Annotated in this window: 19 protein-coding genes; 10 read left to right on the top strand and 9 right to left on the bottom strand. The window is 69.0% G+C overall.

Annotation, left to right across the window (positions count from 1 at the left end):
- Window positions 1–8: 8 nt before the first annotated feature.
- The 4 genes from DU484_RS18515 to DU484_RS18500 all read right to left on the bottom strand — a co-directional run bounded on the left by DU484_RS18515 (window position 9) and on the right by DU484_RS18500 (window position 3,358).
- Window positions 9–326, bottom strand: coding sequence for a hypothetical protein (locus tag DU484_RS18515; protein WP_187347732.1), 318 nt, complete (start codon window positions 324–326; stop codon window positions 9–11).
- A 68-nt stretch (window positions 327–394) separates the two neighbouring features.
- On the bottom strand, window positions 395–1,414 hold the full coding sequence (locus DU484_RS18510; protein WP_114606682.1) for a type II glyceraldehyde-3-phosphate dehydrogenase: 1,020 nt from the start codon (window positions 1,412–1,414) through the stop codon (window positions 395–397).
- Window positions 1,415–1,459: 45 nt separating this feature from the next.
- Window positions 1,460–2,209: a PAS domain-containing response regulator gene (locus DU484_RS18505; RefSeq protein ID WP_114606681.1), complete on the bottom strand. Its 750-nt coding sequence runs from the start codon at window positions 2,207–2,209 to the stop codon at window positions 1,460–1,462.
- Between the two features lie 96 nt (window positions 2,210–2,305).
- Entirely contained in the window at window positions 2,306–3,358 is a 1,053-nt protein-coding gene (locus DU484_RS18500; protein WP_114606680.1) for a Gfo/Idh/MocA family protein, read from the bottom strand.
- A 94-nt stretch (window positions 3,359–3,452) separates the two neighbouring features.
- Between DU484_RS18500 and DU484_RS18495 the strand changes: the two genes are divergently transcribed.
- Window positions 3,453–4,406 carry an aminopeptidase gene (locus DU484_RS18495; RefSeq protein ID WP_114606679.1) on the top strand — a complete coding sequence of 318 codons (954 nt, stop codon included), beginning with the start codon at window positions 3,453–3,455 and terminating at the stop codon, window positions 4,404–4,406.
- A 24-nt stretch (window positions 4,407–4,430) separates the two neighbouring features.
- On the opposite strand, the gene coxB is transcribed toward DU484_RS18495, so the two are convergent.
- A complete protein-coding gene (gene coxB / locus DU484_RS18490) occupies window positions 4,431–5,156 on the bottom strand; it encodes a cytochrome c oxidase subunit II (protein WP_114584329.1) in 726 nt (241 codons plus the stop codon).
- Window positions 5,157–5,332: 176 nt separating this feature from the next.
- Here coxB and DU484_RS18485 point away from each other — a divergent pair, with 176 nt between their 5' ends.
- Window positions 5,333–7,603 (top strand): DUF6789 family protein, encoded by a 2,271-nt coding sequence (locus DU484_RS18485; protein ID WP_114606678.1) that lies wholly within the window; start codon window positions 5,333–5,335, stop codon window positions 7,601–7,603.
- A complete protein-coding gene (locus DU484_RS18480) occupies window positions 7,603–8,127 on the top strand; it encodes a hypothetical protein (RefSeq protein WP_114606832.1) in 525 nt (174 codons plus the stop codon). The genes DU484_RS18485 and DU484_RS18480 overlap by 1 nt, the downstream gene beginning before the upstream one ends.
- Here the strand turns inward: DU484_RS18480 and DU484_RS18475 are convergent, their stop codons facing one another.
- Window positions 8,128–8,919, bottom strand: coding sequence for a cytochrome c oxidase subunit 3 (locus DU484_RS18475; protein ID WP_187347731.1), 792 nt, complete (start codon window positions 8,917–8,919; stop codon window positions 8,128–8,130). It abuts the gene before it with no gap.
- A gap of 41 nt (window positions 8,920–8,960) precedes the next feature.
- Window positions 8,961–9,434, bottom strand: coding sequence for an Lrp/AsnC family transcriptional regulator (locus tag DU484_RS18470; protein WP_114606677.1), 474 nt, complete (start codon window positions 9,432–9,434; stop codon window positions 8,961–8,963).
- Window positions 9,435–9,623: 189 nt separating this feature from the next.
- Here DU484_RS18470 and DU484_RS18465 point away from each other — a divergent pair, with 189 nt between their 5' ends.
- From DU484_RS18465 to DU484_RS18455, 3 genes are read left to right on the top strand one after another with little or no spacing between them, the layout of a single operon-like run.
- Window positions 9,624–10,079 (top strand): NAD(P)-binding protein, encoded by a 456-nt coding sequence (locus tag DU484_RS18465; RefSeq protein WP_114584325.1) that lies wholly within the window; start codon window positions 9,624–9,626, stop codon window positions 10,077–10,079.
- Window positions 10,076–12,256 (top strand): amino acid permease, encoded by a 2,181-nt coding sequence (locus DU484_RS18460; protein ID WP_114606676.1) that lies wholly within the window; start codon window positions 10,076–10,078, stop codon window positions 12,254–12,256. The genes DU484_RS18465 and DU484_RS18460 overlap by 4 nt, the downstream gene beginning before the upstream one ends.
- 59 nt (window positions 12,257–12,315) lie before the next feature.
- Window positions 12,316–12,978, top strand: coding sequence for an HVO_0476 family zinc finger protein (locus DU484_RS18455; RefSeq protein WP_114584323.1), 663 nt, complete (start codon window positions 12,316–12,318; stop codon window positions 12,976–12,978).
- Window positions 12,979–13,014: 36 nt separating this feature from the next.
- On the opposite strand, the gene DU484_RS18450 is transcribed toward DU484_RS18455, so the two are convergent.
- Window positions 13,015–13,572: a diadenylate cyclase gene (locus DU484_RS18450; protein ID WP_114606675.1), complete on the bottom strand. Its 558-nt coding sequence runs from the start codon at window positions 13,570–13,572 to the stop codon at window positions 13,015–13,017.
- A gap of 101 nt (window positions 13,573–13,673) precedes the next feature.
- Here DU484_RS18450 and DU484_RS18445 point away from each other — a divergent pair, with 101 nt between their 5' ends.
- Window positions 13,674–14,447 (top strand): protein-L-isoaspartate O-methyltransferase family protein, encoded by a 774-nt coding sequence (locus tag DU484_RS18445; RefSeq protein ID WP_114606674.1) that lies wholly within the window; start codon window positions 13,674–13,676, stop codon window positions 14,445–14,447.
- A gap of 1 nt (window position 14,448) precedes the next feature.
- Here the strand turns inward: DU484_RS18445 and DU484_RS18440 are convergent, their stop codons facing one another.
- Entirely contained in the window at window positions 14,449–14,892 is a 444-nt protein-coding gene (locus DU484_RS18440; protein ID WP_114606673.1) for a DUF7382 domain-containing protein, read from the bottom strand.
- A 76-nt stretch (window positions 14,893–14,968) separates the two neighbouring features.
- Between DU484_RS18440 and DU484_RS18435 the strand changes: the two genes are divergently transcribed.
- The 3 genes from DU484_RS18435 to DU484_RS18425 all read left to right on the top strand — a co-directional run bounded on the left by DU484_RS18435 (window position 14,969) and on the right by DU484_RS18425 (window position 18,234).
- Window positions 14,969–16,072 (top strand): ATP-binding protein, encoded by a 1,104-nt coding sequence (locus DU484_RS18435; RefSeq protein WP_114606672.1) that lies wholly within the window; start codon window positions 14,969–14,971, stop codon window positions 16,070–16,072.
- Window positions 16,047–16,241, top strand: coding sequence for a hypothetical protein (locus DU484_RS18430; RefSeq protein WP_114606671.1), 195 nt, complete (start codon window positions 16,047–16,049; stop codon window positions 16,239–16,241). Before DU484_RS18435 ends, DU484_RS18430 begins: the two co-directional genes overlap by 26 nt.
- A 391-nt stretch (window positions 16,242–16,632) precedes the next feature.
- Window positions 16,633–18,234 (top strand): COG1361 S-layer family protein, encoded by a 1,602-nt coding sequence (locus DU484_RS18425; RefSeq protein ID WP_114606670.1) that lies wholly within the window; start codon window positions 16,633–16,635, stop codon window positions 18,232–18,234.

Raw genomic sequence — 18,234 nt, 5'->3', positions numbered from 1 at the left:
GACATCCACTACTCCGTCTCGACCGACTCCTCGTCGGTCGGCCCGTCGTCGCCCGCGCGCTCCCCGTCCCCGTCGGGCGCGTCGAGGAGGTGTGCGTCGACCGAATACCCCAGCAATCGAAAGAGGAGGTAGGCGCCACCGGTCAGCAAGAGCAGGTCGATCACGTACAGCTCCAGCAGTTCGACGACCGATAGCTCGCCGAGGACGAGTCCCTCCGCGATCAGCAGGAAGGCGAGCGTCGCGACGAGTATCAACACCGGGACGAACAGCAGTAACACGCCGACGAGCAGCAGTTTTCCGCGGCGAAGGGGCCCCGTTTGTGGCATATCGTCCGAGTAGATGCCCGATGGGTAAAAGTGACCCCACGGTTGTCGGGCGCGACGCCTACGTCCGATCAGTAGTCGATGCCGACGCCCATCGCGTCCTCGGTCGTCGCCATGCTCTCCGCGGCGTCGGCGTCGCCGCGCAGGGCGCGAACGGCGTCGACGTTCTCCGGCACCACGTCGCTCTCCTGGTGGATGGCCTGGAACAGGTAGAGGTCGCGGTCCTCGACGGTGATCGACTCCGCCCAGATGCAGTTCTCCCAGAGGTCGCCCCGCGGTCGCCCGGCGTCGTGGGCGAACTCCTTCAGCTTGCCCGCGCCGTCGATGTCGGCGCCGGCCGGAATCTGGAACAGGCGCGTCTCGTCCGCGAAGAGGTCGCGCACGTCCGCGGCGTCCGCGTCCGATTCGAGCGTCACGTTGACGCTGTGGGTGTGCATCAGCGTCGCCGGCACCTTCATCCCCAGCGTGTCGATGTCGAGGTCCGGGAAGATGGTGTTCACGTCCGGGCCGTGGTGGGAGGGGATGGTGACGGGGTCGGGCAGGATGTCGTCGATGGGTCCGCGCCCGGTCTGTCCGGGGTCGCCGCCGCGGCGCACCAGCGTCACCCGGGCCTTCTCGACGCCGTACGTCTCGTCGAGAGGGGCGAGAATCCGGGAGAGCCCCGTCGTGTTACAGGAGACGACGCGTGCGGAGTCGGCGCCGACGGCGTCGTCGAAGTTCGCGCGGGCGTTGAAGCTCACGTCGGCCACGTCCGCGTCCTCGCCGCCCTGGAAGATGGCGGGCGTGTCGTGGTCGTCGTACAGCGAGGCGTTTTCGGCGCCGATGCCCGAGGGCGTGCAGTCGACGATCACGTCCGCCGCGGCGACGAGGTCTTCGACTTCACCGGCGAGGTCGAGGCCTGCCTCGGCGAAGCGGTCGACCCGCTCCGGGACGGCGGCGTAGAGGGGGTAGCCCTTCCGGGCGGCCGTCTCCGCCTCGAAGTTCGGTCGGGTCTTCGCGACGCCGACGAGGTCCATGTCCGGTTGTGCCGCCACCGCGTCCGCGACGCGCTTGCCGATGGTTCCGTAGCCGTTGACGCCGACCTGTGTCATATCGCGCAGTCGAGTAGCGACGGTGATAATCGTTTCGAGCCAGGGCTACCGGTACGCCATCGCCTGTGCGACCTTCCGCCCCCGGTAGTAGCCGGGTGCGGTCGCGACGGTGGCGGTTTTGATCTCGCCGTCGACCGTCACGAGGCGGAACTCGACTTCCGGGAGGGGCTCTTCCTCCGCCATGAGACGCTCGAAGCGCGCGTTCGCGAGTTCCCTGTCGTCCGGATGGAGGAAGTCGGTGACCGTTCGCCCATCGAGTTCTTCAGGGTCGTCGGCGCCGAAAAAGTCGACCGCCGCGTCGTTCGAGTAGACCATCTCCCGGTCGCGGTCGAAGACGATGATCGGAATCGGGGCGGTGTCGACGAGGTTGTGATAGCGCTCCTCGCTCCGGGTCACGGCCGTCTCTGCCCGATAGGCCCGGACGCCGTTCGCGATGCGGTTGGCCAACACTGTATACTGATCCGTCCCCTTTCCCTTCTGGAGGTACTCGGTGACGCCGACCGAAATCGCCCGGCTGGCGATGTCCTCCGAGCCACGGCCGGTAAACAGGACGAAGGGGAGTTTCGGATGCTCCTCGCGCACGGTTTCGAGGAACTCGATGCCGTTCCGATCCGGCATGTCGTAGTCCGAGACGATGCAGTCGACGGTCGCTTCGCCGAGTCGATCCAGGCCCTCGACGACGCTCGTCGCCGTCTCGACGACGAACCGCTCGTCCTCGCGTTCGAGGAACGTCGCGGCCAACTCCACGAAGTCCGGGTCGTCGTCGACGTGGAGGACGTGGATCGGTTCGCCCATACGTCCGACGTGAGCACGCTCGCGCATAGAGGTTGGGTCGGGCGAGCGGCCACTCCTCGACCGGCTTCGACGAGGTCTCCCCGGCGTAGCGTCCTGCTACGGATCGCAGAGCCGGATAAACAGGCGGTTGGCCCAGTCGGCCTCCGCCCGCGGCGTCGGTCCGTCGCCCCGACCGCAAATCGCGGCCGCCTCCCGCTGGATTACCGGCGAGTGCGTGTCGTGGCGACTCTCCGCGTCGGTCACCCGCCGCCACACGGCGTCGGCGATGGCGTCGATGGTGGTCCGGACGGCGCTTCCGAGACCGTCGACGGCCGCCCGCAACGCCGGATACTCGACCGACGCGTTCGGGCCGTAGCTGTCCCGCTGTACCCGAACTGATCCCGTGGCAACGTCGGCCGTGACGTGGGCCCGCTCGGCGGCGAAGTCGATTCGACGCCGATCGGGCACGTTCGAGTGATGCTGGATCGTACAGGCGACGTCGTCGGCGGTCGTGTACGACACCGCGATCCCGTCGAACCCGACCGTCTCGTCCCCGGTCGTGTCGATCCGCCCGACTGAGACGGCCGACTCGTCGGCCGGGTAACCGGCGGCACGCAGTCCCACGTAGATCGGATGGACGATCCCCTCGCCGAACTCGCCACCCGGCAGATCCAACACCCAGTCGCCGCGATCCGGCTGCCGCGGGTCGATGTCCTCCGCCCACTGGACCGAAACGCCGTGTAGCCGGCCGAACTCGCCGCGTTCGATCCGCCGACACGCGTCAATCACGGACGGGTAGTACACCTGGTTGTGGACGACGGTGGCGCGCACGCCGGCCCGGTCCGCGGCGGCCGTGAGGCGCTCGAACTCCTCGCGGGTCCGGACGAATGGCTTCTCGACCAGCACGTCGACGCCGTGATCGACACAGCGCATGGCGACATCGTAGTGGGTTTGGATCGGCGTACAGACGTGCACCCAGTCGACGGGCTCGTCGTGAAGCAGCTGGCCGAGGTCGGTGTACCCTGCGACCCCTGTCCGCGCCGCGACTCGCTCGACCCGCGATCCGTCGACGTCGGCCACCGCGACGAGTTCGGCCTCGGACGTTCGCTCGATGGCGATCTCGTGCCAGCTGGCGACCGCCCCGAGGCCGACGATTGCGGTCCGTAACACACCACCACTAGTCGTTTGGACCACTTATGCGATCCTCCGTGCGAGCGCCGGGCCCGGGGTAAGGGCTAACCTCGTGGCGTCCCTCCGTTCGCCCATGTCGAACGCACTCCGCGAGGCCGCCGAGACGGCGGTCGGCCAGTGTATGGCGCTCGGTCCCGAGGAGTCCTGTGCCGTCGTCACCGACGACGAGCGGCTTCCCATCGGCGAAATCCTCTACGAGGTGGCGAGTTCGGTGACCGACGACGCCGTCCTCCTGCGGTACCCGCCGGGCGAGCAACACGGGACCGAACCCCCCGCGCCCGTCGCGGCGGCGATGGCCGACGCCGACGTGGTGCTCGCCCCGACGACGAAGAGCCTGAGTCACACTCGCGCACGCAAGCGAGCCTGCGACGCCGGCGCCCGTGCCGCCACCCTCCCCGGCATCACCGAGGAGGTGATGATCGCCGGCTTGGACGCCGACTACGAGGCCATCGCCCGGGGCTGTCGCGAGGTGCTCGCACAGGTCGAGGGCGCCGACGAGGTTCGGGTGACGACGCCCGCGGGCACGGATCTGACGGTCGAACCGGGTGACCGCGAGTGGCTCACCGACACCGGGATGGTCCACGACCCCGGCGACTTCTCCAACCTGCCCGCCGGCGAAACCTTCGTCAGCCCCGAGACGGCGAACGGCACCTACGTCGTCGACGGGACGATGATGCCCCACGGCCTCCTCGACGAACCGCTCCGGTTCGAGGTCGAAGACGGGTACGTCACCCACATCTCGGACGACGCGGTGCGCGAACAGGTCGACGCCGGTCGGGCGGACGTTGGCGACGCCGCCGCCAACCTCGCCGAACTCGGCATCGGGACGAACGTCGGCGTGACGGAACTCGTCGGCTCCGTGTTGCTGGACGAGAAGGCCGCGGGTACCGTCCACGTCGCCATGGGCGACGACGCGAGCATCGGCGGCGACACGGAGGCACCGCTCCACCTCGACGGGATCATTCGGGAGCCGACGGTGTACGCGGACGGGTCGGAAGTGGAGCTTCCGACGGTCGAACGGACGTAACACCACGGGAGCGGGCTCGCCTGTTCAGCCCTCGGCCTGCTCCTCGACCCACGCCCCGTACGCCGATCCATTCAATACGGCGACCTGTCCGTCCATCCGGGCGTGGCCGTCGCCACAGAGTTCGGCGCAGTAGAGCCGGTACTCCCCCGTCTCGGTCGCGCGGGTCCGCGCCACGCCCTCCGTGCCGGGGATGATGTCCTGTTTGATGCCGAGCGACGGGACGTAGATGGAGTGGATCACGTCCCGTGAGGTGAGGACGAACCGTACGTCCCGATCCACCGGGATGACGATCCGGTCCCGGACCGTCACGTCCGCGTCGGGGTAGTGGACGGCCCAGCCCCACTGGTAGGCCTCGATTTCGATCACCACGTCGTCGGTCGGGGCGTCGGCCGCCGCCGCACTGGCGCTTCCGTCGTCCATCGTCGCCGGCGTGAGATACGGGTTCGCCATCGTGAAGTACGCCGAGACGCCGACGAACACGAGGATGACGGCCGTCGCGGCGGTCCACGTAATCTCCAGCGCCGGGTCGTCGACCGTCGGACTCGGGTCGTCGTTGTTCCGGAAGCGGTAGATGGCGTAGACGAGCGTCACCTCGACGAACAGGGCAAGCGGGAGCGCGACGTACAGGAGCTGTGTGTTCAACTCGTCGATGGCGGCCCGGTTGACCGACTGGGCGGCGGCTGGCGTCGCGAACAGGGACGCGACGAGGGCGAGTGCGCCGAGACGGACGAGCCACCGCGTGCGCTTCACGGGCGCGATATCACGCTTGGCAGATCATATAGTTTGGGACGAGGTAACATTTCTCGTCCCTGCACGAATCGTGTCGCCTGTTATCGTGAAACACATTTATGTCGCTGGATTCACCCGTTGGTGATTATGGAGCAGTCCCCGATCGGATCGGTTCGGTCGACGGCGGTGACCGGCGCATGAACCGGGCACTCGTCGAAGTGGGTGCGCTCGGGCTGCTCGCCGCCTCCGTCCTCCTCCTCTGGCTCCGGCTCCGCCGGAGCGCCGGCCCGCAGAGCGACGGGGGCTACCCGACCCGCGAGCGCATCCGCTTCGAACTGGAACACCTCCGGAGTCAACTCGGCCGGTGGCTCACGACGACCGACCACCGCGAGGTCGGTATCCTCTACATCGTCTTCGGCACCGTCGCGGGCCTGTGGGGCGGCGTCGACGCGATGATGCTCCGGACGGAACTGCTGACCCCGCCGGCCGACATCTGGACGCCGGAGACGTACAACGCCCTCTTCACCACCCACGGGATCACCATGCTGATTTTCTTCGTCCTGCCCGTCTTCTTCGGCGTCGGCAACTACTTTCTCCCCCTGCTCATCGGCGCCGACGACATGGCGTTCCCGCGGGTGAACGCCCTCGGCTTCTGGCTCCTGCCACCGGCGCTCCTGCTCGCCCGTGCCGGCCTGTTCGTACAGGTAGGCGGCCAACTCCTCAGTCCCGTCTTCCCGCAGGAGACGATTCGATTCTTCCTGACGCTCCGGGAGGTGAGCGTCGGGTGGACGCTGTATGCCCCCCTCTCCGTGCAGACGGCGAACCCACAGGTCGACCTCCTCCTGATCGGCCTGCATCTCTCCGGCGTCGCCACCACCCTCGGCGCCATCAACTTCATCGTCACCATCCTCTACGAACGCGCCGAGGACGTGACGTGGGCGACCCTCGACATCTTCTCGTGGAACATGCTCGTCACCAGCGGGCTGGTGCTCTTTGCCTTCCCCCTCCTCGGGAGCGCCATCCTGATGCTCCTGCTGGATCGGAACTTCGGGACGACGTTTTTCGCCGTCGAGGGCGGCGGCCCCATCCTGTGGCAACACCTGTTCTGGTTCTGGGGCCACCCCGAGGTGTACATCCTCTTCCTGCCCGCGACGGGGCTTCTGAGTACCATCCTCCCGAAGTTCGTCGGCCGTCGGCTGTTCGGCTACAAGTTCATCGTCTACTCGACGCTCGGGCTCGGCGTCCTCTCCTTTGCCGTCTGGGCGCATCACATGTTCACGACCGGCATCGACCCCGGCGTCCGGGCCTCGTTCATGGCCAACTCCATCGTCATCGCCGTCCCCAGCGCCATCAAGGTGTTCAACTGGCTGACGACGATGTGGGACGGCGACATCCGCACCACCGCGCCCTTCATCCTCGCGGCCGGGAGCATCGGCACCTTCATCGTCGGCGGCGTCACCGGCGTCTTCCTGGCCGTGATCCCCGTCGACATCCTCTATCACGGCACCTACTACGTCGTCGGTCACTTCCACCTGATCGTCGTCGGCATCATCCCCTTCATGATGATCGCCGCGAGCTACTACTGGTACCCCCTGTTGACGGGGCGGTGGTACGACCGCCGACTGGCGCAGTTCCAGTCCGTCCTGCTGATCTTCGGGTCGACGGTGACCTTTACCACCCTGCTGATCATCGGCGGCTTCGGCCTCCCGCGCCGACAGGCCATCTACCCACCGGAGTACCAGTTCGCCAGCCAGATCGCGACCGTCGGCGCCTACGTCATCGGCCTCGCGGCGCTCCTCTGGCTCTACAACGTGGTCGCGTCGTACTGGCGGGGCGACCCCGTACAGTCGACCGACCCGTGGGACCTCAAGGCCACCGGCCAGTTCACCCGCGAGTGGCAGTGGTTCGAGGACCGGATGGTCGAGAAGTACGACCTCACGCCCGCCCAGCCGGCGTCGGTCCGGCCCGCCTACGATCCCGAGGGCGAACCCGCCGGCGCGCTCGGCGGCGTCGGCTCCGTCGCGGAGACCGTCTCGCGCAACGCGGGGATGGCGGCCGCCGGCGGCTTCGTCGGCACCGTCCTGATGAGTGGCGGGCTGGGGACGGCCATCCTAATCGGCGTCCTCGATCCGGCGTCGTTCGGCGAAATCGCCGAACTCGTCGGCCTGCCCGCGAGCCCCCTGATCGGCGCCGCGCTCTTCCTCGTCGGCGGGACGGTGACCTGGCCGCTCGTCTTCCTCGCCTTCCAGGAGTATCTCCCGGGGCGACTGCTGTTCGAGACGGGACTGGTCTTCGCCACCCTCATCTCGACGGGCTTCGTCGTCGCCTTCTACACCGGACAGAGCGGGCTGGCGCTGATCGGCTACGTCGCGTTCGTCGTCGTCGCCCACTGGGCCTACGGGCTGGGGCTGTCCGTCACGTTCCAGTATCTCCGTCGCCGCCAGCGGGCGCGACGGGAGGTGGGATGATGCCGGACGACGCCGACACCGACTCCGAGTCGGCGCTGTTCACCTACGGCGTCCCCTTCGTGGGCGTGCTGGTCGTCGCCGTCGGCATCGCGGCGGCCGTCCCCGGCGCCTACGGCCTGATTCAGGAGGACCTCACCACCTGTGGTGCCCCGACGGTCGCCGTCGAGTCGCCCGAGGAGACCGACCGCCGGTTCGCCGACTCGCCGCCGCCGACGGTCGACCGCCTCGAGTTCGCTTCGCTCGCTCCCTCCGAGCGAGCGGCGTTCGAGGCGGCCCTCGACGACCCCATCGGCGAGGCCCACGTCGAGGGGCCCTTCCCCAACGCCGGGGCGTTCGAGAACGGGACGCTCGTGACCTACGAGGGCGAGGACTACTACGCGACGGTCGTCGCGGACAATCCCTGTTTCGAGACGGCGCCGCTCCAGTTCCCGCTCGGCGTGTTCGCCATCGCGCTCGGCGTCGTCGGCATCCTGACGCCGCCGGTCTACCGGAAACTCGTCGAACTGGAGCGGGGGCTGGAGTAGTTACCCGACGACCGCCCCGACGTACAGCACCACGACGAGGAGTATCCACACCACGTCGACGAAGTGCCAGTACAGCGAGACGGTGCGAATCGAGGTGTCGCGCTCCGGGCCGAACGACCCCCGGAGCGCCCGGCCGAGGGTGATGCCGAGGAGGACGACGCCGAGGGTGACGTGGAGACCGTGGAGGCCGGTCAGCCCGTAGAAGGCGGTGGCGAACGCCCCGCCCGCGAGCGTGAAGTGCTCGTGGGTGACGAACTCGTAGTACTCCAGCGCCTGTCCGCCGAGGAAGACGACGCCGAGGAGGGTCGTCACCCCGAGACCGGCGAGGAAGCCGCGGCGGTTCCCGGCTTCGAGGGCGCCGTGCCCGTAGTGGAGCGTCAGGCTCGACGCCACCAGAATGAGGGTGTTCACGACGACGAGCGAGCCCAGTAAGGGGGGCAACTCCGTCGGCGGCCACGCTCCGATCCGGATGAAGCCGTAGTAGACGAAGCCGGCGAGGAACGTCGACACGTCCGAGACGAGAAAGAGGACCATCCCGCCGGTGTAGACGTCCTCTCTCTCGTCCCAGTAGTCGACGAGGAACGCCTCGGCGAACCACCCGGCGAGGCCGCCGACGAAGCCGAGTGCGCCGCCGCCCACGAGCACCGCCGGGAGGACGGCGGGCACGAGGTCGAGACCGACGAGCGCGAGTCCGGCGCCGACGTACAGCGCCGCGGCACCGACGGCGGTGACGAGCGGCCACCTGCTGGTGTGTTCGCCCTCGCCGTGACCCGCGTGCTCTACCGTCGTCACACGCCCACACTCGGCCGGCCGAACAATAAACGATTGGCCCGTTACTCGATGTCCTCGTCGAGGAACCCGTGGTAGGGACAGACGTACTCGTCCCGGATGATCTGCTCGTCCACGATTTCGAGACCGAGGTCGTCGAGTTCGCTGGCGATCCGGTTCAGGTCGTCGTGGCTCTTCCCGATGGCGTTGACGTACACGTTCCGTTTCCCGGTCATGATTTCGCGGACCGCGGTGACGCCGCCGACCGTCCGTGCCCGGTTCGCCAGCGTGTCCCGCTCGGTCACCGGCGCGGTACAGATGATCTTCGTGTAGAGCGGATAGCCCGCCAGATCGTAGTCGATGTCGACGTGGTAGCCCCGGACGATGCCGCTCTCTTCGAGTTTGTTGAGGCGCGTGCGGACGGTGCTCGACGACAGCCCGAGTTGCTCCGCGATGTCGCTCGACGACGTGTGCCGGGCGTCCTGCTGGAGGTAGTAGAGGATCGATCTGTCGACGGAGTCCAACTCACCGTCTTTCATCGCCGCACCCTTTCGCCGCGGCCCGTTTTACCTTTGCGCTCGGGGTACTCACACCCCTCAATGACGGAAGCGGTGTATAACGAACTTCGTTTGACGAATCGTCAAAGAAACCGGCCAACTTATGATGTTCCGTGATCTAATGCCGGTAACGCGCGACGGGTCTGCTCACGACGCCGTCGCTTCACTATCATGAGAGTACGTTCGTCCCTCCGTACGAGAGCGGAACCGACCGCCGGTGGCCCCGAGACGCGCTGTTACGTCCTCGGGGGGAGTCACCTCGGTATCGCGGTCGCTCGGCGGTTGCACGCCGTCGGCCACGACGTCACCCTCGTCGACGCCGACGCCCACGTCGACGACCTCCCGACGCTGCGTGGCGATCCGCGGGACGTGACCGTCCTGGCAGACGCCGGCGTGACGGAGACGGCAACCGTCGTCGTGGCGACGCCGGACGACGGTCGGAATCTGCTCGTCGCCCAGCTTCTCCGGACCCGATTCGGCATCCCAGAGGCCTTCGTCGTGGTTCACTCCCCGGAGCGGTTCGACCTCGTCGCCGCGGCGGGTCACGAACCGATCTGTGCGACGACGGTGCTGGCCGACGCCGTCGTGGACGGCGTCCGTCCCCGTCTCGGCGAGGTCGACGGATGAAGGAGCTGGAACGTGACCTCGGCCTCCCGTCGGTGCTCGCCATCAGCATCGGCGCCATGATCGGGAGCGGCATCTTCATCCTGCCGGCGCTGGCGCTGGAAATCGCCGGACCAGCCGTCGTCCTCGCCTATCTCCTCGCCGGCCTGCTCGTGGTGCCGGCCGCGCTCTCGAAATCCGAGATGGCGACCGCGATGCCGGAGGCCGGCGGCACCTACATCTACATCGAGCGCGGGATGGGCCCGCTGCTCGGCACCGTCGCCGGCGTCGGCACGTGGTTCTCGCTCTCGTTCAAGGGCGCGCTCGCGCTCGTCGGCGGCGTTCCCTACCTCCTGCTCCTGTTCGACCTCCCGCTCCAGCCCGTCGCCTTGGGGCTGGCGACGCTTCTGATCCTCGTGAACGTCGTCGGCGCGAAACAGACGGGGCGGCTCCAACTGGCCATCGTCGTCGTCATGCTCGCGGCGCTCGGCTGGTTCGCCGCCGGGAGCGCACCGGGCGTCCAGTCGGCGAACTACGCCGGCTTCTTCGATTCGGGTCTCGGCGGCCTCCTCGCCGCGACTGGGCTGGTGTTCGTCTCCTACGCCGGCGTCACCAAGGTGGCGAGCATCGCCGAGGAGGTGGAGCATCCCGGCCGCAACATCCCGCTCGGCATCCTCGGCTCCCTCGCGTTCACGACGCTCCTGTACGTGGCCATCGTCGCCGTCCTCGTCGGGATCACCGACCCCGGGAGCGTCGCCGGCTCGCTGACGCCGGTGGCCGTCGCCGCCGAAGTCACCCTCGGCCGGGCCGGCGTCGTCGCCGTCATCCTCGCGGCCATCCTCGCGCTCGTCTCGACGGCCAACGCCGGCATCCTCTCCTCGTCGCGCTACCCGTTCGCGATGAGCCGGGATCAGTTGGCGCCGCCGTCGCTCTCGACGGTCAGCGAGCGGTTCGGGACGCCCGTCACCTCCATCACGCTCACCGGCGCCGTGTTGCTGGCGCTCATCGCCTTCGTCCCCATCCTGGAGATCGCGAAACTCGCGAGCGCCTTCCAGATCATGGTGTTCGCGCTGATCAACGTCGCCGTCGTCGCGTTCCGTGAAGGGAACACGGAGTACGACCCCGAGTTCACCTCGCCGCTCTACCCGTGGATGCAGCTGTTCGGCGCCGTCACGGGGATCCTCCTGTTGACGCAGATGGGACCGGTCGCGCTCGTCGGCGCCGCCGTCATCACGCTCGGGAGCGTCGGCTGGTATCTGGGCTACGTCCGCCCGCGGGTGCGTCGGGACGGCGTCGCGGCCGACGCCATCCGGCGTCAGGTCGGTCGGAACGCGCTCACCGACGTCGAGGCCGAGGCGGACGAGCGAGCACATACGGTGCTCGTCGCGCTGACGAAGGCCGTCGGCGAGGCCCGGGAGCGGTCGCTCGTCGCCATGGCCGCGGACATCGTCCGCCCCCACGACGGCCGCGTCCTCGTCGTCCGCTTCGAGGAGATTCCGGATCAGGCGCCGCTCACCGAGTCCGCGACGGCCCAGTCCCCGGCCGACCGCTCCTTCGAGCGACGGGTCGAGGACCTCGCCGCCGAGTTCGACGTCGCCGTCGAGGCCGACGAAGTCGTCAGCCACGACACGAAACACGCTATCGTCAACGTCGCCGAGAGCCACGGCGTCGACGCCGTGGTCGCCGAACACGAACCCCTCCGGCTCCGCTCGCGCCTGCTCGGCGACCCGGTCGACTGGGTCGTCCGGCACGCCCCCTGTGACGTGCTCCTCGTCGACAACATCGGCTACGACGCCCCGGAACGGATCGTCCTCTCGGGCGACGGGAGCCCGTACGACTCCCGCGCGGTGTCGGTCGCGGAGGCGTTCGCGACGGCGAACGACGGGCACCTCTCGCTCTGGTACCCCGACGGCGACGCCGACGACACGACGAAGTACCGGCGCACGATGGCCGACTACCGGTCGGCGCTGTCGACGCTGCTCGACGTGCCGGTTCGCGCCGAATCCGTCCGCACCGACGGTGGCCGCCCGGCCGACCCCGACGTGCTCGTCCGCGCCGGCGCCGACCACCGACTCCGGTCCGCCGTCCTCGACGAGCGGCCACAGCTCCCGACGTCCAACTGTACGACCGTCACCGTCTACCCCGTCTCGACGCGCCGCCCGCCGCTCGTGCGCCGGCTACTCGAACGGGTCGTCTTCTGAGAGAGAGACTCGGAAGCTGGAAGGGCGGACTTTTACCGCCTGACCGGCTACGACCCCGCATGAGCCATCCCGGACCCGACGCGGGCGACCGCGTCGCACTCGCCTGTCCCTCCTGTACTCCGACGGCGACGACCGTTCACGAGGTGCTGAAACCCGGCGGGCAGGTCACCGTCCGCTGTACCGACTGTGGTCACGTCCACAAGGAGCGCTACGATCCGCCCCGCGAGGTCGACGTCGACGTCGTCGTCTCGCAGGGCGAGGAGTCGTTGACGACGACCGTCGACGTGCCCGCCGAGGAGACGGTCTCCCGCGGCGAGGAGTTCGTCGTCGACACGCCCGAGGCGATCATGCAGGTGCGGATCACCGCCATCGAACTCGACGGCGATCAGCGTGTCGAGGAGGCCACCGTGGAAGATATCGAGACGCTCTGGACCCGCGCCGTCGACAACGTCCGCGTCAACGTGACCGTCCACCCGAACGACGGCCGGCGCGACGAGTCCCGGAGCGTCACGGTGTCGGTGCCCGGCGACCACGAGTTCGTCGTCGGCGAGACGGCCGCCTTCGGCGACGAGGAGTTCGAGATCACCGGCGTCCAGGTGCGCGACGACGCCCCGGAGTACCGCTTCGAGAAACTCGACCACGAGGGCGACAGCGTCTTCGCGAAGGACGTCAAGCGCGTCTACGGCCGCGACGTGACCTCGGCCGCGTGGTCGGCGTGGTAGCCGGTCGTCTCCGTCACGCGAGCGATCCGCGCCCGGCTACCGCTCGGGCCGCCACCGACCCCCGATCTCCGGCCGGGGGTAGTCCTGATACGAGCCGTCGAGAAACGTCGTCACCCGGCCGTCCTCCTCGCTCAACGTGATGGCCCAGAGCACCCCCTCGCGGGTCGACGTCTCCAGCGCGCTCAGGTGTTTCGTCCCCATCCAGTCGGGGTAGTCGAGATCGCCGGCATCACCGATTTCGCCCCGGCCAGGGCTCCGAACGCGAACCATCTGTTCCTGGATGGTGCCGTCGCCGGTCACCACGACGGCACCGTCGCAACTGAACGCCACGTCGCGGGCCACCTTGGTGAACGATTCGGTGGACTCCGAGACGACCCGACACCGCTCGACCGGCCACCGATTCCCCCCCAGCGGGTCCGTGTAGTGGGCGAAGTCGATGTCCGCGACGACGAGAAAATAGAGGCTCGGCCCGGACACGTGCTGTTCGTCCCAGCGCTCGAACTCCATGCTGAGCGTCTCGGCCGTGTACCTGATCCGGTCCATCAGCTTCTGACTGGTGGCGTACTTCCGTAACACCCGGTCGAGATCACCCATGCTCGAATCCTTCGTACGTCACAAACATAGTTAACAGTTCCCGCAAGCCCGGCCTGTCGCGGGGCAACAAAGTCATAACCACCGGCATCCAGCGTCCACATATGGACCCCGCGGTACTGCGTGAAGACATGGTCGACGGCCTCGACCACGCCCTCGGCGGCCTCGACGAAGCCGTTGGCGTGGCGATGCGGACGGTCCCCCGCCACGCCTTCGTCGAGGAGCAGCCGTACGACAACCGCACCGGCGACCACGCCGGCACTGACGTCCTCGCGCCCCGAACCGTCGCCCGCCTGCTCGAAGCCCTCGCCGTCGACGACGGGGACGAGACGCTCGTCGTCGGCGTCGGCGTCGGCTACACGGCCGCCCTCCTCGCCGAACTCGTCGGCGAACGCCACGTCCACGCCGTCGACATCGCCCGCCGGCTCGTCCTCGACGCCCGTCGGAACCTCGGACAAGCCGGCTACGAGGGCGTCCTCGTCGACCGTCGTGACGGCGCGGACGGCCTCCCGGAGTACGCCCCGTTCGACCGGGTGCTCGTCGAGGCGTCGGCGGTGCGGCCGCCGCGTGCCCTGCTCGATCAACTCGCCCCCGACGGCAGACTCGTGATGCCGCTGGGGACGCCGGAGGGGACGCTCGCCGCCGTCGAAGCCGACGACTCCCCCGAGGGGTACGCGGTCGTCGAGGAGTTCGGTTCGATGGCGCTCGCACCGCTCCTCGTCGACGGCGAACAGGCCGGCGGCGTCACGCGCAACCGCACCGAGCGCGAGGACCGCGAGTTCGCCGAACAGGGCTACTTCGCCCCGACCGGCTGGGAACACGAGTGGATCGACTGGGACGACCGCCTCGACGGCGGGCGCGGCCATCGGCGACGGTGAGCTAGCTTCGAACCACCAGCACCTTCGTGTTCCCCCGACGGTCGACGTAGCCGCTCCCGGCGGGTGGTTTCACCGCCGCGATCAGCGTCCCTTCGTCCTGATTCGCCCGGAGCGACGGCGTCACGGAGATGCGCACCGTCCCGTCCTCGCCGGTCGTTCCCTTCGCGACGCCGTCGAGGGTGGCGCTCCCCGATTTGACGAGCACCGTCGCGTCGGCGATGGCGGAGCCGTCGGCGCCGACGACGGTCAGTTCGAGCGTCTGCTCCTCCGGACCGATCACCTCCGGGTCGGGACGCACGTCGAGTTCCGTCGTCGACAGCCCCTGGATACCGGTCAGCATGTTCATCATCACGCTCAGGCTGGCGACGCCGATGACGAGGGCAATGACGAGCCTGATTGGCAGTCCTTCTATCGCTCGCCGATCCGCGCGGAACGCGTCGAGCATGGCCCGGTCTGGTCCCGTCTCCCTACTTGAACCCTCGACCGGGGATTTATGACCGGTGCCGCGACCACCCCGGTCCATGAACGTACTCGGCCGCACCGAACCGGCCGACGCCGGTCCCGTCGCTACCCTCGGCACGTACCGCGCCGCCGACGGGAGCGAGGGGGCGGCCGTCGGCGTCGACCTCGACCGACCTCACTCGGCGCTCGTCGTCGGCAAGCGCGGCTACGGCAAGTCACACACGCTCGGGGTCCTCGCCGAGGACGCGGCGCGGGCCGCGGGCGTCGCCCCCGTCGTCGTCGACCCGATGGGCGAGTTCGGTGGCCTCGCAGACGGCGCCGTCCCGGCGCGCATCGTCGACGCCCCGACGGTTCCCGCGGCGGCCGTGCCCGCCGACGCGTGGCCCGCGCTGTTCGACCGTTCGGCCACCGATCCGGTCGGGGCACTGCTCTGGGAGGCCGCGCGGGAGGCCGAGACGCTCGATGGAATGGTGGCCCACGTCGACGACGCCGATGTCGGCACCGGCGTCGGGCGGGCGGCCCGGAACCACCTCCGTCTCGCGGATTCGTGGGGGATCTTCGACCCCGACGGACTGGACGCCGAGACGTTGCTGTCGGGGGCGGCGACCGTCCTCGACTGTTCGACCCACCCCGATCCGGCCGCGTCGGCGCTGGTTCGGGGCGTGGCGCTGGCGCTGTACGACGCCTGCGTCGAACGCCGTCCCGACCGCCTGCCGTGGCTCCTCCTCGACGAGGCCCACGCGTTCTTCGACGGCGTCGCGGCACCGGCCCTGGAGACGGTCCTCACGCGCGGCCGGACGCCCGGCGTGTCGCTAGTCGCCGCCACCCAGCGCCCCGGCTCGCTCCCCGGTATCGCGGTCTCGCAGTCCGATCTACTGATCGCTCACCGGTTGACCGCCGTCGCGGACGTCGAGGCGCTGGCGGGCGCGACCCCCACGTATCTGACGGGGACGCTTCGTGATCGGCTCCCCACCGACCCCGGCGGCGCCGTCGTCGTCGACGACGCCACCGAGTCGGTCCACGGCGTGCAGGTTCGGCGGCGAGCGACGCCCCACGGCGGCGCCGACCCGCGGGCGAGCGCTCGCGGCGGTGACGCCGAAACGGAAGAGGAATCACTCCGGAGTCGGAGCGTGGACCATGGCCCTCCCGCTCGGCTCCCGTGATGTCGTCCCGCTGTTCGGTACGCTCGTCGTCGGCTTCGCCCTCTTTCTCGTCGTCGGCTATCTGGCGCTGTTCGACGTCGCGACGCTCGATTCGGATCTCGTCCTCGTCGAACTCGGCGTCGTCGTCGGATACGTCGGCGCTCGTGTCGCCGGCGAGTGGGTGGCGTGACCGCTCACGCCGTGTCGTCGATGTCGGCCCCGCAGTCCGGGCACGTCCCCTCCACGACCGGCACCGGCGCGTCACAGTCGGGACAGTAGTCGAGATAGCAGGCCGGATCGCCCATACCCGAGCGTGGGCCGGCGGGAGCCTAAGCGTTCGGTCGTCGCCGCCACGCGATGGTGTTACCGAGGAAACAGTTTAACCCCGCTCGCCGGGTAGTACTACCGATGCACGCAGTGAAATCAGCGAGGCGGCCGGCGAGGCGGTCAGGGACCGTTCGTCGGGAGATCGTGGCGGCGGACACCGATTGGGGATCGGAGGGGGTCGGTGTTCGGGCGACTGAACCCACGCCCAGCGCCGGGACGCCTCGCCGCAGCACGACTCGCCACGAGGGACGTGCATGAGGAGTCGGGTCCTCGCGGTCGTGCTCCTCCTGTCGCTGATCGTCGCCGCCGTCCCGGTCGCCGCGACCGACAGGGTCGTGGTCGGACGGGCCGACCTCTCCCTGTCCGTGCCGGACAATCGGGTCGCCGCCGGCGAGACGGTCACGCTCGACGTGTACGTCGTCAACGACGCGACCATCGTCCGCGGGGGGCCGGCGGAGTTCGTCGACCGCGTCACGACCGCCCGGTCAGCGATGCTCGACATCGGCACGATCCGCGGCCTCGACGTGGAGACCGACGAGATTCCGTTCGGTGTCGTTCCGGAGGGGATACACGGCCCGGCCACCATCGAACTCACCGTTCCCGAGTCCGTCCCGCCGGGAACCTACCAGCTGCCGGTCGAACTCCGGTACACCTACACCTCGGTGGTGGCGTACGACCGGACCGACCTCGACGCGGAACCGGAGTACGAGGAGCGGACGGTCACTCGTCGGGTGACGGTCCCGATCGTCGTCGAGGAGCGGGTGCGGTTCCGGGTGGTCGAGGCGGCCACCGACGCACAGATCGGTGGGTCGGGGACGATGTCCGTCTCGGTGCGGAACGTCGGGACGGCCCCCGCTCGCGAGGCGAGCGTCGAACTCGTCTCCGCGAACGCCGACCTGACCTTCGGCGGGGCGGACAGCGCGGCGTCGTTCGTCGGCGAGTGGGCGCCCGGCGAGACCAAGATGGCGACGTTTCCGGTGACAGTCGCTGACGACGCCGAAATCCGGGATTACACCGTCACCGGTCGCGTTTCCTACACCGACACCGACGGCATCGCCGGGACGTCGAACGAACTCCGGTCGAGCGTCCGGCCGATCCCCGAGCAGGCCTTCTCGCTGTCGGCCGTCACGTCGACGCTCCGGGTCGCCCACGAGGGAACCGTCTCGGGGACCGTGACCAACGAGGGGCCGCTCCCGGTCGCCGACGCGGTGGTCGTCTTCCGACCGGTCAGCCCCAACTTCGACGCGAGCGAGACTGAGTTCGCCGTCCCCGACCTGGCACCGGGCGAGTCCGCGCCGTTCGCGTTCGAGGTCGAGGTGTCGAGCGCCGCCGACCCCGGTTCGCGACAGCTCCGGTTCGTCGTCGACTACGAGGACGAGGACGGCGACAACCGGACGAGCGATCCGCTCGCCGCCCGGATCGAGGTGGCTCCCGAGCGCGACCCGTTCACCGTCGACGCGACGGCCTCGACCGTCTCGGCCGGCGGCGACGGGCGGTTGACGATGACGGTGACGAACACGGAAGACGAGACGCTCTCCGACATCTCGGCGAAACTGTTCGTCGACGACCCCGTCTCGACGAGCGACGACGAGGCGTTCGTCGACGAACTCGCGCCCGGCGAGTCCGCCGAGATCAGTTTCGAGGTGAGCGCGGCCGGATCGGCGTTTCCCAAGGACTACCCCGTCTCGGTCGACTTCGAGTACGACCGTGCGGACGGGACGACCGAAATCTCCGACACGTTCCGCCTCCCCGTGACCGTCGCGGAACGACGCGGCGGCGGCTTCCCGTTCGGCGTCCTCGTCGGCCTCGGCGTCGCGGTGCTGGTCGGCGTCATCGTCGCCGTCCGGCGGACCTAG

This window comes from Haloplanus rubicundus, assembly GCF_003342675.1.
GTDB lineage: Archaea > Halobacteriota > Halobacteria > Halobacteriales > Haloferacaceae > Haloplanus > Haloplanus rubicundus.
The sequence above is the reverse complement of the archived record's forward strand: the minus strand, read 5'-3'. Positions and strand labels throughout refer to the sequence as shown.